General features: G+C 55.1%; 10 protein-coding genes, 1 pseudogene and 1 riboswitch. Of the genes and pseudogenes, 5 read left to right on the forward strand and 6 right to left on the reverse strand.

Going from position 1 to position 13625, the window contains the following annotated elements; translation table 11 throughout:
- Positions 1 to 2: 2 nt before the first annotated feature.
- On the reverse strand, positions 3 to 2090 hold the full coding sequence (locus tag HYI44_RS03795; protein ID WP_032894804.1) for a hypothetical protein: 2088 nt from the start codon (positions 2088 to 2090) through the stop codon (positions 3 to 5).
- The gene (locus HYI44_RS03800; protein ID WP_032894803.1) at positions 2074 to 4362 is read right to left on the reverse strand and encodes a hypothetical protein; all 2289 of its coding nucleotides are present in this window, start codon (positions 4360 to 4362) and stop codon (positions 2074 to 2076) included. Before HYI44_RS03800 ends, HYI44_RS03795 begins: the two co-directional genes overlap by 17 nt.
- Positions 4363 to 4446: 84 nt before the next feature.
- Between HYI44_RS03800 and HYI44_RS03805 the strand changes: the two are divergent.
- A pseudogene (locus tag HYI44_RS03805) lies at positions 4447 to 4851 on the forward strand (cation:proton antiporter); the annotation flags it as partial.
- Here HYI44_RS03805 and HYI44_RS03810 read toward each other — a convergent pair.
- Positions 4852 to 5733 carry a formate/nitrite transporter family protein gene (locus tag HYI44_RS03810; protein WP_122841164.1) on the reverse strand — a complete coding sequence of 294 codons (882 nt, stop codon included), beginning with the start codon at positions 5731 to 5733 and terminating at the stop codon, positions 4852 to 4854.
- Positions 5734 to 5994: 261 nt separating this feature from the next.
- Positions 5995 to 6387: an acyl-CoA thioesterase gene (locus HYI44_RS03815; protein WP_045059851.1), complete on the reverse strand. Its 393-nt coding sequence runs from the start codon at positions 6385 to 6387 to the stop codon at positions 5995 to 5997.
- A 198-nt stretch (positions 6388 to 6585) separates the two neighbouring features.
- A riboswitch (S-adenosyl-L-homocysteine riboswitch) is annotated at positions 6586 to 6687 on the forward strand.
- Positions 6688 to 6710: 23 nt separating this feature from the next.
- Between HYI44_RS03815 and ahcY the strand changes: the two genes are divergently transcribed.
- The 4 genes from ahcY to HYI44_RS03835 all read left to right on the forward strand — a co-directional run bounded on the left by ahcY (position 6711) and on the right by HYI44_RS03835 (position 12254).
- A complete protein-coding gene (gene ahcY, locus HYI44_RS03820) occupies positions 6711 to 8120 on the forward strand; it encodes an adenosylhomocysteinase (RefSeq protein ID WP_122841163.1) in 1410 nt (469 codons plus the stop codon).
- A 179-nt stretch (positions 8121 to 8299) separates the two neighbouring features.
- Complete coding sequence (metF, locus tag HYI44_RS03825; protein ID WP_225568830.1) at positions 8300 to 9145, forward strand: methylenetetrahydrofolate reductase [NAD(P)H]; 846 nt, start codon at positions 8300 to 8302, stop codon at positions 9143 to 9145.
- Between the two features lie 189 nt (positions 9146 to 9334).
- Positions 9335 to 10150 carry a substrate-binding periplasmic protein gene (locus tag HYI44_RS03830; RefSeq protein ID WP_225568831.1) on the forward strand — a complete coding sequence of 272 codons (816 nt, stop codon included), beginning with the start codon at positions 9335 to 9337 and terminating at the stop codon, positions 10148 to 10150.
- 223 nt (positions 10151 to 10373) lie between these two features.
- Complete coding sequence (locus HYI44_RS03835; RefSeq protein ID WP_122841160.1) at positions 10374 to 12254, forward strand: DEAD/DEAH box helicase; 1881 nt, start codon at positions 10374 to 10376, stop codon at positions 12252 to 12254.
- Positions 12255 to 12441: 187 nt separating this feature from the next.
- Here the strand turns inward: HYI44_RS03835 and HYI44_RS03840 are convergent, their stop codons facing one another.
- Together HYI44_RS03840 and HYI44_RS03845 are read right to left on the reverse strand one after the other, a co-directional pair.
- Positions 12442 to 13035 carry a YceI family protein gene (locus HYI44_RS03840; RefSeq protein WP_045059846.1) on the reverse strand — a complete coding sequence of 198 codons (594 nt, stop codon included), beginning with the start codon at positions 13033 to 13035 and terminating at the stop codon, positions 12442 to 12444.
- A gap of 32 nt (positions 13036 to 13067) precedes the next feature.
- The gene (locus HYI44_RS03845) at positions 13068 to 13619 is read right to left on the reverse strand and encodes a cytochrome b (protein ID WP_122841159.1); all 552 of its coding nucleotides are present in this window, start codon (positions 13617 to 13619) and stop codon (positions 13068 to 13070) included.
- Positions 13620 to 13625: the final 6 nt, after the last annotated feature.

Genomic DNA, 13625 nt, shown 5'->3' on the forward strand with positions numbered 1-13625 from the left:
GATTACGCCCCCTTTACGTGAACAAGAACCTGCATTTCCTTGCCATAAGCACCAAGAACAAATACAGGCTCAAATTTGACAATGCCTTTACTCATCAAATGCTCTAGATGCTCCGAAAAGGATTCTTGATCTACAAGACGCACATCATCCGTTCCGAACTGTTCCTTCATCAACGCACGTAACGATTTATAGTTATGCACATCACCAGTGAAGAATTTCTCAGCAATAATTTGGGCTTCCGCCCCACGGAGGGATGCGCCATCTGTGGCATCTGTAATGTACCTCCATGCATGCTCAATATCGTTATGCCCGAGAATCCAACGAAGCGTATCTATGCGTCCTTTCCCATATGCGTGAAAGAACAACAGGGCCGCTACACGGCGCAACTGGTGCTGCCTGATATAATACCGAAGCCCTACTTCATTAACTTCGCTCTCAAAGTAGTCACACAAGAAGTCAAAGCATGTATTCATGCTCATTTTTGTGGCGGAATATATTAACTTTCTGCCATGCAAAGACGGAACGGAGAATATAGTAGGAGCTTCCGCCGAGAATCCAGCATTGATGAGCTCCTCCTGAAGGCGTACTAATTGCCCAAGCATCTGTACCGCAAGGGGATCAATAGGTCTGGCATCGGATTTCCGGAGACCATACGTATTGGTTGTGCTCTTTTCTCTCATGAACATCAGCCAAGTATTCGTGGAGTCGAATGCTCGGGCCGACGGGATCTGCAAAAGCTCATCTATTCGGCGAGCCATAAGCAAACCAACAACAAATTGAATAGCACCAATATAAACGTAGACAAGTTCAAGCAAGCCTGCATTGGATCTTAGCCGCTCAAAATAGTTCTGCTTCGTTCCCTTTCGACTTTCAAGACCACTGCCATCGGCATCACTTGTATTTCTACAACCAAGCCCCAGTTTTGTCACGCCGTGATGTTTCAAATCACTGCCAACAATTGAAACAACCTGCTCATCGGTTAGGCTTGTAAGCGTTGTGTCATGCTCATCACAGTATCGAGCCAACCTGCAAAACCCCTCAATAACGAGAGGGCCCAGCTCGTAATGAAACTCGACAGCACCTTTGAATAATTTAAAAATCGTGCCGGACGGCACTGTCACATAACGACCAGGTTTGGCTAGCTCTGGCATGTAACCTTTAATTCTATCCAAAACTCGCTCATTGGGCCCTGGCACTCCAAGTTTCTTGAGCAACCCCATTCCATACAAAAAGTTGTAAAATAGCCTGTACTGGGATTCGGCCATGAGACTTCCCGACCTAGAAGTAACCTTTACTCCCTCCATCTCACGCTTATAGGACTCACCAAGCGGATAAAAACTAAGAATTTCATGCCTAGGCTTGGCCATGTCCCCACGGATAGTATTTGGGTAAACCTCGGCTGAGATGCGTACAGAGTTTACCGTATAGCCAGCACCTCTATGTCCGTCGTAGTGGCCTTTATAATATAAAGCGGCCCGAATACGTGGAATATCATCAACGGAAACATTAAGCTCGTTGGACTCGAGCTGAGTAGAACTTATCTCTAACATCGACGGATTCTCTTCCAATATGGAAGCAATCGTCGCGCCTGGTATTTCATCCAAGAGCGCTAGAGCATACTTACTCAATTTTTCTGACCAATCATACAGCGCTTCGGCCACGGAGGATTCTGAAGACAGCTTATTTAGGATCCATTTCAAATCGCCTTCAGACAAGCCTGCCAATCCGGCACTTGAAAGCTTGAGCTCATGTGCGTGAATTAGCAGGCAGTCAATAACACCCACGGCGGCGTGAAACTTCCGTCTTAATGTCTCAACACTTTGAGAATTAGCCATTTCAACCAGGCTATTTCGCGTGGCGCCAATGAGGGCGTATTTAAGACCGTTCAACAGATCTAGGTTTTCGTCATCGGTGAGGTATGAATTGTTGTCTAGGGCTACCTTCCAGTTTAGCAGAATGGGATCGCCGTTAAAATTCACGCTCCAGACGAAAGCATTAAAATCAGTGGTTAGCCAGGATGCTTTACGGAAAGCTTCTGCTGGCGCTAAGCGAGGCTCGCCGAGGAACCCAAGTTTAGATGGAGCATTCATATACAAACCTCTCCACAGACTCTGCGCTAGCTGTTAATGCCGCCTTGTGGAGATCACTCCGATAAGTGGCATCTCGGTGCTTACTAATCTCCCCTTCTAGAAAGCCTGCGTAACTCGCCCAGTAGACTGCCTTAGCACTAACCTTCTGATTGGGTGGCGCTTGCTCAACAGCCAATTTTATCGAGAGCAGCACGCTCAAAATATCGACAGACACTAACGCATATACAGTCCCGTCGTTCTCAATCTTTTCATGATGCCCATCTGGATCTTGAAGATACGCAGGAATATCTCCAAAAGCATGATTCACTAGAAAAGCGTCTAATTCAGCCAAGCTTGAGAAATTGCTGGCCCGAAATAAAAACGGACTATCTTTAAGACTATGACAAATTAAGATCTTGTTAAATACTCGCATGCGCCTTTCATGCAGGAAATCGATAATCACCTTGGGCAAATAGTGATCCATGAGGTTAGGATCGTAGCTCTCATGACCTAAAGCCTGAGATGTAGTTTCAGCGCTATGCGTCTCAATAAATATCTCGGTTACTCTGGATGCGCGTACGGAAGACGCACTCACCATCTCCAAAAACTTAACGAGATCATCTTCAGACATGTCCGTATGAGGACGAAATTGAGCTAAAAGATTGTTTCTCAAATACGTACCAGGTTTAAGTGTTGACCTCGACCACGGGGTTAGGGTGCTTTTGGCAGGCGGTGAAAATGCGTTACCGCATGTAATGAACAGCTTCCTCCATGAGGGATCACCCTGTGATTTCAAATACTCACGTAGGGGCGCAGTGATCTCAATAATTTGGTCGACCAAAGCTTTAGTTTCTGAGGTTAGCGTGATTTTTTGTTCAGACCTTCCTGCCCCCTTACGATCCTTGTACCCCACCAGCTTATACACCGACCCGTCCAGTACATATCCAGATCTCTGCCCATGCTTATTCCAAAGATCGAAATCACCCAGAAACTCTGACGTAATTATCGGATGCCTTAGAATAATTAGGAGCTTAAATGGCATTAGACTCCCCGCCAGTGGCATCCCCATATAGCTGGCTAAATCAGAAGCAGGAGTCTGAGAATCTTTTGTATCCACTGACAAGGAAGCGTAGTGGCTGTATGGCTCTCCGTACCCGTAGGTTTCGAAAATACAGCAAATATTTGGGATTATTAGTAGGTGTCCCTTCTTACGTTTAGTTGTATCTACCAACTCTCCCTGCGCAGCGAGCTTTTTACGACGAAGAACCCTACCATATAGATCTGCTATCTGAGCCTTGGCCCATCCCTCAATAATCTTCAGCCGCTTAGATATGGAAATAAATAATATTTCAATAGCTTCAGACTCAGTAAGATGTAATGGTATTTCCATTACGAGCTTGACTTTTACATCAGCGCCATCTTCGTTTTTTCTGATATTAGTCGACTGACCATCGATTCGCTTCGCAGGTGCTAACGGCAGCTTCCCTCCCAATGGCTCCGCCCATACACCTGGAAGAATGAAAATCTTCTCAATGAACCCAATATACTTATTCCAAGTCTTCATTTGCGCGTCGATATCCAGCCCCAAGGCCTCGCCACTCATGAAAAAACTTTCCCTGAAATCCCAGAAGAAATTGTAAATCATTGTCGAATCGTTAAACGTGTATTCAGGCCAAGAATCACTATTCTGACTCAGAAAACCAGCCATCTTATTCGGCATAGTTAACTGTGTAGCTCCATACCCTGAAATATGGAGTCGTAGCTGCTCATACAGGCGGGATGTAAAATCATGACCATGACTGTTATGAATATTGGCAAAGTGACAATACAACGTGGTGCCTTTACGGTTTTCTACAGGCCATCCAGTCCAATATTTGACTTTACGCTGGTCAACCCCATGAAGTATTTTCTTCCACTTCGCATTATATTTTTCTCTTAGTCCACTTCCATATTCTGTCGGCGGCATGGAAGGGACGTAATTACGCGCTTCGAGCAAAATATCTTGCAGATAAACGGAAATCTTCGCGCGCGTCACGTCAGACGTACCGACCAAATCCTGTTCGAACAGCGCTCCTTGAAAACCCGCAACGATGTGGGTCAGCTCTGACGACGAAAGCTTCAAGAAAGACAAGGGCTGGTTGGTGATGTCACAAAAGCATTCGAGAAGCTTCAATGTCGTCGTCGACGGCACCTTCCTACGCTCAGCGCAACGCTGAAACAACTCCACCACATCAGGCGCCAGAGCTCGGAAGGGATAGGTTTCGATGGGCGATCCTTTTTTGACGATTGTCACTTACAAAATCCGTGGTGAGCTGGCTGTAATCTCCATTCTACAGGCATTCCGAATAACTGACAAAAAAATGCGAATGGCAAAATTTGGGAGCTGCTCGACGACATGCTCAACGCCCTGCTGTTTGCCCTGATCGGCATGGAGCTATTGCTGCTGCCATTCAACTGGCTGCACGTGCTGGCAGCCAGTTTGCTGGCCGTGGCAATTTTGCTCTCGCGCCTGCTGACCGTGGCGCCGGCCATCCTGCTGCTGCGACGCTGGCGCACAGTCCCGCGCGGGACGATCAGGATTCTGACCTGGGGCGGGCTGCGTGGGGGGGTTTCGGTAGCCTTGGCGCTGGCGCTGCCGCTGGGGCCGGAGCGCGACCTGTTGCTGAGCATCACCTACATTGTGGTGCTGTCGTCAATTCTGCTGCAGGGCCTGAGCATCGGCAAACTGGTCAAGCACGTCACCCGTGATGAGCCTGCGCCAGCGGCACAGGCTCATCACTGATTACTTCTTGAGCTTTTGCGGATCAGGCTGCTGATCCGCATCCTGCTTGGGCGGCCCGCTTTCGCTGCGAATCTGCGCATGGCTCAGCAGTGCAAAAATGAAGCTGCCTCCGATGATATTCCCCGCCAGCGTCGGCCCGGCAAACACCAGCCAGAAATCACTCCACGACAACTCGCCGGCAAACACCAGGTACGACACTTCGGCCGAGCCGACCACGATGTGGGTGAAATCCCCCAGCGCCATCAGGTAAGTGATCAGAATGATGATCCACATTTTCGCGCTTTCCATGGAAGGGATCATCCAGACCATGGTGGCAATCATCCAGCCCGAGACGATGCCCTTGGCGAACATCTTGCTCGCGTCGTTCTCCATCACCTTGCGCCCGATGTCGAGAAAGGCCATGTCGGTCTTGGTGTCGAAAATCGGCAGGTGGAGCATCACATAAGCCACCAGCAAGGTACCGCACAGGTTGCCCACCAGCACCACCGTCCACAGCCGCAGCAGCCGCCCGAAATTGTTAAGGGTCGGCTTGGTCATGACCGGCAGCACTGCCGTCAGGGTGTTTTCGGTAAACAACTGCTGACGGGCAAGGATCACCGCGAGGAAGCCGGCGCAGTAACCGAAGCTGGCGATTACCTTGAATCCTTCTGCGTCCGGCAGGCGAGAGTTGAGCAAGCCCATGGCCATGAGGGACAAGCCCATGGTCAGGCCGGCCGCCAGGGCGGACCACCAAAGGGCGGCGACGCTGCGTTCCAGCTCCTGATCACCCTGGGTGCGGATGATTTCATGCAGCACGGCAGCGCGCGGCGGCTGGTTTTTGTCGACGTCGTGTTTTTCCTGGGCCGAAAGGTTCGGGGTCTTGCCGTCTTTTTGCGTGTCCATAGTGCTCCGGAACCGGTGGCGTGAGATGTACGTACGACAGGCGCGGTTCGGAGCTGTTCACTGCTCACACTAACGAAACATCAGCCCTGTGGCAGTGCGGCCTGTGGGAGCCATGTGTGGCGCCTGTGGAACATCAATCTGTGGGAGCAAGGCTTGCCCGCGACGGGGTCATTAGCGACACCGGGAACCGAGATGAACTCGGATTTTTTGCGGTGATGCTGACGACGGCATCGCCGGCAAGCCGGCTCCCACGAACTCGTGTTACTCGTCCTGGAACTGATCTTTGACGTATTTGATTTCGGTCCGGCCGTGCGGCGCAGGCAAGCCGTCTTCGCCGAGGTTCACGAACACCATTTTCTCCACCGTCAGGATGCTCTTGCGCGTGATCTTGTTACGCACTTCGCAGGTCAGGCTGATGGACGTGCGGCCGAACTCGGTGGCGGTAATGCCCAATTCAATGATGTCACCCTGGCGCGAGGCACTGACGAAGTTGATCTCCGAAATGTACTTGGTGACCACGCGCTGGTTGCCCAGCTGGACAATGGCGTAAATGGCCGCTTCTTCGTCGATCCAGCGCAACAGGCTGCCACCGAACAGCGTGCCGTTGGGGTTGAGGTCTTCGGGTTTTACCCATTTGCGGGTGTGGAAATTCATATTCACTCCTGAGCGTCTTGCCGAATGATGGTAACCATCATGGCAGAGCCCAAGCTAGAGCTCTATTCACCATCGACTATGGCATCGATTACCGTTCAGACATTGACCTGCAGAAAGGCTTTGGAAGATCAGCATAGCCCGCTATAATCGCCACCGTTTCAAAACGGTAAAGATCGATCGCTACCGTTTTCCCGCCACCTGTCCGAGGGGCGCTGCAGCAGGTTCAACCTGTCAGGCTCGGATGGGGCGTTGCCTGGTCCCAGCGACCGGACACTAAACGCACAACGGCGCCCATTCGCATACATTACGAATGGAGGCTCTTCATGAGCGCTGTTATCACGCCTGCAGATTTTAACGATTACAAAGTTGCCGACATGTCCCTGGCCGCCTGGGGTCGTCGCGAAACCATCATCGCCGAATCGGAAATGCCGGCCCTGATGGGTCTGCGTCGCAAATACGCTGCCGAGCAGCCGCTCAAAGGCGCGAAGATCCTCGGCTGCATCCACATGACCATCCAGACTGCCGTGCTGATCGAAACCCTGGTTGCCCTGGGTGCCGAAGTGCGCTGGTCGTCCTGCAACATCTTCTCGACTCAGGATCAGGCCGCTGCTGCTATCGCCGCTGCCGGCATCGCGGTATACGCCTGGAAAGGCGAAACCGAAGAAGAGTACGAGTGGTGCCTTGAGCAAACCATCCTTAAAGATGGCGCGCCTTGGGATGCCAACATGATCCTCGACGATGGCGGCGACCTGACCGAGTTGCTGCACAAGAAATACCCGGCGATCCTGGACCGCGTCCATGGCGTCACCGAAGAGACCACCACAGGCGTTCACCGCCTGCTGGACATGCTGGCCAAGGGCGAACTGAAAATCCCGGCCATCAACGTCAACGACTCGGTCACCAAGAGCAAGAACGACAACAAGTACGGCTGCCGTCACAGCCTGAACGATGCGATCAAGCGTGGCACCGACCACCTGCTGTCGGGCAAGCAAGCACTGGTTATCGGCTACGGCGACGTGGGCAAGGGTTCGGCCCAGTCCCTGCGTCAGGAAGGCATGATCGTCAAGGTTTCCGAAGTCGATCCGATCTGCGCCATGCAAGCCTGCATGGATGGTTTCGAACTGGTTTCGCCATTCATCGACGGTATCAACGACGGTACTGAAGAGAGCATCGACAAAGCACTGCTGGGCAAGATCGACCTGATCGTGACCACCACCGGCAACGTCAATGTCTGCGACTCGAACATGCTCAAAGCCCTGAAGAAGCGTGCTGTTGTCTGCAACATCGGCCACTTCGACAACGAGATCGACACTGCTTTCATGCGCAAGAACTGGGCATGGGAAGAAGTGAAGCCACAGGTGCACAAGATCCACCGTACCGGTCCTGGCGCATTCGATGCCCAGAACGATGACTACCTGATCCTGCTGGCTGAAGGCCGTCTGGTTAACCTGGGCAACGCCACAGGTCACCCAAGCCGCATCATGGACGGTTCGTTCGCCAACCAGGTTCTGGCACAGATCTTCCTGTTTGGCCAGAAATACGCCGACCTGTCGCCAGCCCAGAAAGCCGAGCGTCTGACCGTTGAAGTACTGCCCAAAAAACTCGACGAAGAAGTGGCCCTGGAAATGGTTCGCGGCTTTGGTGGTGTTGTGACGCAACTGACCAAGCAGCAGGCTGACTACATCGGCGTGACTGTTGAAGGTCCGTTCAAGCCGCACGCTTACCGCTACTGATCGGTCCTGCTCCGCTCCCCCATGGGGAGCGGATTAATGCAGATCTGTGGGAGCAAAGCTTGCTCGCGATGGCGTCGCCATGGTCTCACTGAAGACCGCAGCGTCTCAATCGCGAGCAAGCTTTGCTCCCACAGGGTGCACGGTGCCTTCCAGGCTTATGCGTTTCCAAGGATATGACCATGTCCCAAGACCGTCGCTACAGCTTCGAGTTCTTCCCTACGAAGACCGACGCTGGGCATGAAAAGCTGCTCGCCACTGCCCGCCAGCTGGCTGCGTACAACCCCGATTTCTTCTCCTGCACTTACGGCGCAGGTGGTTCGACCCGTGATCGCACGATCAACACCGTGTTGCAGCTCGAAAGCGAAGTCAAAGTCCCTGCCGCCCCGCATTTGTCCTGCGTGGGTGATAGCAAGGACGATCTGCGCGGCCTGCTGACTCAGTACAAAGCGGCTGGCATTACCCGTATCGTCGCCTTGCGCGGCGACCTTCCCTCGGGAATGGGCATGGCCAGCGGCGAATTGCGTCACGCCAATGACCTGGTGGAATTCATTCGTGAAGAGACCGGCGATCATTTCCACATCGAAGTCGCCGCTTACCCGGAAATGCACCCGCAAGCGCGCAATTTCGAAGACGATCTCGTCAACTTCGTGCGCAAAGCCAACGCGGGCGCCGATAGCGCGATCACTCAGTACTTCTTCAACGCCGACAGCTACTTCTACTTCGTCGAGCGGGTGCGGGCACTGGGCGTTAACATCCCGATCGTGCCGGGCATCATGCCAATCACCAACTACAGCAAGCTGGCACGCTTCTCTGATGCCTGCGGTGCGGAAATTCCGCGCTGGATCCGCAAGCAACTGGAAGCCTACGGTGACGACACCCGCAGCATTCAGGGCTTCGGTGAGCAAGTCATCACCGAGATGTGCGAGCGTCTGCTGCAGGGCGGCGCGCCAGGGTTGCACTTCTACACGTTGAACCAGGCCGAGCCGAGTCTGGCGGTGTGGAACAATTTGAAGTTGCCGCGCTAAGCAAAGAGCAAGATCAAAAGATCGCAGCCTTCGGCAGCTCCTACCGGGAATAAACACACCCGGTGTACGAGCTGCCGAAGGCTGCGATCTTTTGCTTTTAGCGCCCTTTTTTTGTGCGCTAATCCACGGAGATAGAGCTTCTCCATGCAGTTTCTGGCTCTTTGCGGTTTCTCGTCGTAATCTCAGGCCATGCCTTTGATCTCACAGTTACTGACGGTGATTTTATTCACGTGCCTGAGCTTTACAGCCCGGGGCGAGAAACTGCGCATTGTCACCGAGCCCTGGGCACCTTACGTCTATGAAGAGAACGGCAAGGCGCTGGGGCTGGACTATGAAACCACCGCCATCGTCTTCAAGCGCCTGGGCATTGAAGTGCAGTGGCAGTTCCTGCCCTGGAAGCGCTGTCTGTCGATGCTCGAACAAGGCCAGGCCGATGGTGCGCTGGACATTTTTCACAGCGACGAACGCGACGCCACCCTGCTCTACCCCAGCGAACCCTTGTCGCAAGTACAGTTCGTGATGTTCTACGCCAATGACCGCCCGCACCCGTTCACCTCCCTCGACGCCCTGCGCGGCCTGACCATCGGCACCTCGCCGGGCTACCTGTACAGCACGGACTTCAGCCAATCGACGCTGTTTACCAGAGAGCCCGCACCCAGCCATGAAGCAAACTTCGGGAAACTGTTACGCGGGCGCATCGACCTGTTGATCACCGACCGCCGAGTGGGCCAGCACCTCCTGGATGAATTGGGCATTCGCGACAAGATCACTGAAAATCCGCTTATCATCAGTGAACAAAGCCAATTCCTCGCAGTGCGTCGCAGTGCCGGCATGGACTTGCTGGTGCAGCGGTTCGGCGCCGAGCTCAAGCGCTTCAAGCGCGAGCCTGCCTATGCCGAGCTGAGTGCCCGATATGGCGCGGGACCTGCCGTCGAAGCACCCGCAAACGGCCTCACTACCGTACGCGGCAAAACCGTTGAGCAGCAGGAAAGCGGCGCGCAGTGATTGCTCTGTTATACTCCGGCCTTCCCGCCAGGCTCACGCCCGGACGCTCGGACTTGTTCAAGGCATCTCGACCCCGCTACAGCGCAGCTTTTCAGCCCGCGCGAGCGCTCCAGACGAGCTTTTCAGACCCAGCAGGACCGGACGGGATTGCGTTCTTCTTAAACGCCATTCGCGCCAGGCAAGACTCCCATTGGGCCAAGCCCTAACTAAAACAGGATTACTCATGTCCTTTGCTTCCCTCGGTCTCTCCGAGGCTTTAGTCCGCGCCATCGAGGCGGCGGGCTATACCGAGCCTACTCCGGTGCAACAGCGGGCCATTCCCGCCGTGTTGCAAGGTCGCGACCTCATGGTTGCGGCGCAGACAGGTACTGGTAAAACCGGTGGCTTCGCCCTTCCGATTCTGGAGCGGTTGTTCCCTAACGGTCACCCGGACAAATCCCAGCGTCACGGCCCGCGCCAACCGCGCGTGCTGGTCCTGACCCCTACTCGTGAACTCGCGGCCCAGGTCCATGAGAGCTTCAAGGTCTATGCCCGTGACCTGAAGTTTGTCAGCGCCTGCATTTTCGGCGGCGTCGGCATGAACCCACAGGTTCAGGCCATGTCCCGTGGCGTTGATGTGCTGGTGGCCTGCCCTGGCCGCCTGCTCGACCTCGCCGGCCAAGGCAGCGTCGATTTGTCCCACGTGGAAATCCTCGTGCTGGACGAAGCCGACCGCATGCTCGACATGGGCTTTGTGCATGACGTGAAGAAGGTGCTGGCTCGCCTGCCAAGCAAACGTCAGAACCTGCTGTTCTCGGCGACCTTCTCCAAGGACATCACCGATCTCGCCGGCAAGCTGCTGCACAACCCGGAACGCATCGAAGTTACTCCGCCGAACACCACGGTCGAGCGCATCGAGCAACGCGTGTTCCGTCTGCCAGCCAACCACAAGCGTTCGCTGCTGGCGCATCTGATCACCGCAGGCGCCTGGGAACAGGTCCTGGTCTTCACCCGCACCAAGCACGGCGCCAACCGCCTGGCCGAGTACCTGGACAAGCACGGCCTCAGCGCCGTCGCCATCCACGGCAACAAGAGCCAGAACGCCCGCACCAAAGCCCTGGCAGATTTCAAGGCCGGTGAAGTGCGCATCCTGGTTGCCACCGACATCGCGGCTCGCGGCCTCGACATCGACCAGTTGCCACACGTGGTCAACTTCGAATTGCCGAATGTCGACGAGGATTACGTTCACCGTATCGGCCGTACTGGCCGTGCCGGTCGTTCGGGCGAGGCCATTTCGCTGGTAGCTCCGGACGAAGAAAAGCTGCTCAAAAGCATCGAGCGCATGACCAAGCAGAAAATCGCCGACGGCGACCTGATGGGCTTCGACTCCAGCGCTGTAGAGGCCGAGAAGCCTGAAGTGCGCGAGCGTCCGGATGTGCGCAACCCACGCAACCCACGTGGCCCGCGCGGCGACGGTCCAAACGGCGGCGGCGGTGGCGGCGGCCGTAAAGACAAAGGCAAGGACAAGGGCGGCAAGGAAAAACCTGCAGCCACTGGCCGTGGCGATCGCCCGGCCCGTGAGCACAAGCCACGTGAAGGCACGCCAGCTCGCGAGCAACAGCGCCCGGCACCTCGTGCATCCGCTGATCGCGCACCGGACGAGTTCCTGGACGACGACATCGATAACTTCGGTAATCGCGTCGACTACGTGCCGCAAGCCAAGCCGGCTCAGGGCCGTGGCCGTCGTCCAGGTGCTCCGGCACCGGGTGCGGCAGCCGGCGCAGGTGCCGGTGCACCGCGCAACGGCGGTAAGCCACAGGGTCGCCAGAGCGGTCCGCGCAGCAGCGACGGCGCCACCACTGGCACTCCGCCGGCCAAGCGCAGTGGCCCACGCAGCGGTGCTCCACGTGACGGTCAAGCCCGTCGCGAAGAAGGTCGCAATCGCCGTCCGGCGCGTGACGATCAGCCTCGCTCGGAACCAGCGGTGCAGAACCCGCGCGGCCCGGCACCGAAGATCATTCACAAGGAGTCGAAAACCGATCGTTTCCCGACACCTGAACAGCTTGATCAATTGCCAGGCCGTCCTCGCGGCGAAAAGCCAGCGCTGCTGACTCGTAATCGCTGAGTTGACGCTGCAATAAAAAATGCCCCGGATCGTGAGATCCGGGGCATTTTTTCTGGCTAACGCAAACCCTGTGGGAGCGGGCAAGCCCGCTCCCACAATGGATTTCACCACCTGTATGGATTGCGCCAGGCAATAAAAACGCCCCGGATCGCGAGATCGGGGGCGTTTTTTGTGTCAGCGGCGAATGTTATTTCGCTTTCACACCTTCAAACGAAATGTACAGCTCGACTGCATCGGACTTCGGACCCAGGTCTTTCTGCTTGCCGAAATCGGAACGCTTGATGCTGGTGGTGCCTTCGAAGCCGGCACGGTAGCCGCCCCATGGGTCCTTGCCTTCACCCAGGAACGTGGCCTTGACCACGATTGGCTTGGTCACGCCAGCCAGAGTCAGGTCGCCCGCGACATCAGCAGTTTCCTGACCAGCAGCGTTTTTGCCGGTGGATTTGACGCTGGTGGAAACAAAGGTCGCTTTGCCGAATTTGCTGGCGTTCAGGAAGTCGGCGCTGGCGATGTGCTTGTCACGTTCAGCGTGGTTGGTGAATACGCTGGCGGTGTTCACATTGAACTCGATCTTGCTGTCTTCAGGCTTGGCCGCATCGAAGCTGAACTTGCCGTCGATGTCCTTGAAGGTACCTGTGATGAAGCTATAGCCCAGGTGGCTGATCTTGAAGTCGACGAAGGCGTGCTGGCCTTCCTTGTCCACGGTGTAGTCTGCCGCCATTACGTTGGCGGACAGCAGCGCGGAACCGATTGCCAGAGCGGCGAGAGTCTTTTTCAACATGCTTTCTATTCCTTTGGAGTCGAGGTTGAACATCAGGCTTTGCGGCCGAGCATTCGCTTAAGGGTCGCATCACGATCGATAAAGTGGTGCTTCAATGCTGCCAACGCATGAAGGCCGGAAAAAATGACCAGCGCCCATGCCAGGTAGAAATGAATCAAACCGGCGGTATCTGCCTGGTCCGGTAGCCCGGAGACCAGTGCAGGCACTTCAAACAAGCCAAACACCGGAATCCCGACACCGTCTGCGGTGGAAATCAGGTAACCGGCAATCATCACAGCGAACAAACCAAGGTACAGGAACGAGTGGCCAAACCTGGCGCCAAGGCGCGTCATGCGGCTGTAGCTTTCCAGGGTAGGCGGCGGTGGGCTGACGAAACGCCAAAGCACCCGCAGCAACATCACGGCGAACAGCACCAGGCCAATGCTCTTGTGCAGCTCCGGCGCGTCTTTGCGCCAGGTGCTGTAGTAGTCCAGGTCGATCATCCACAAGCCCAGCGCAAACAATCCAAAGACTGCCAGTGCCACACTCCAGTGCAAGAAAACGCTGATCCAACCGTAGCGCGAAGAAGAGTTACGTAGCTGCATTGCCCA

Origin of the sequence: Pseudomonas sp. Y24-6 (assembly GCF_020295325.1) — a bacterium.
In the GTDB taxonomy this organism is placed as follows: domain Bacteria; phylum Pseudomonadota; class Gammaproteobacteria; order Pseudomonadales; family Pseudomonadaceae; genus Aquipseudomonas; species Aquipseudomonas gregormendelii.

What these genes read in the sequence shown, in the direction of transcription:
- HYI44_RS03795 (WP_032894804.1), bottom strand. Translation starts at nt 2,090, where the DNA reads ATGAATGCTCCATCTAAACTTGGGTTCCTCGGCGAGCCTCGCTTAGCG.
- HYI44_RS03835 (WP_122841160.1), top strand. Translation starts at nt 10,374, where the DNA reads ATGTCCTTTGCTTCCCTCGGTCTCTCCGAGGCTTTAGTCCGCGCCATC.
- HYI44_RS03815 (WP_045059851.1), bottom strand. Translation starts at nt 6,387, where the DNA reads ATGAATTTCCACACCCGCAAATGGGTAAAACCCGAAGACCTCAACCCC.
- HYI44_RS03830 (WP_225568831.1), top strand. Translation starts at nt 9,335, where the DNA reads ATGCCTTTGATCTCACAGTTACTGACGGTGATTTTATTCACGTGCCTG.
- ahcY (WP_122841163.1), top strand. Translation starts at nt 6,711, where the DNA reads ATGAGCGCTGTTATCACGCCTGCAGATTTTAACGATTACAAAGTTGCC.
- HYI44_RS03810 (WP_122841164.1), bottom strand. Translation starts at nt 5,733, where the DNA reads ATGGACACGCAAAAAGACGGCAAGACCCCGAACCTTTCGGCCCAGGAA.
- HYI44_RS03840 (WP_045059846.1), bottom strand. Translation starts at nt 13,035, where the DNA reads ATGTTGAAAAAGACTCTCGCCGCTCTGGCAATCGGTTCCGCGCTGCTG.
- HYI44_RS03845 (WP_122841159.1), bottom strand. Translation starts at nt 13,619, where the DNA reads ATGCAGCTACGTAACTCTTCTTCGCGCTACGGTTGGATCAGCGTTTTC.
- metF (WP_225568830.1), top strand. Translation starts at nt 8,300, where the DNA reads ATGTCCCAAGACCGTCGCTACAGCTTCGAGTTCTTCCCTACGAAGACC.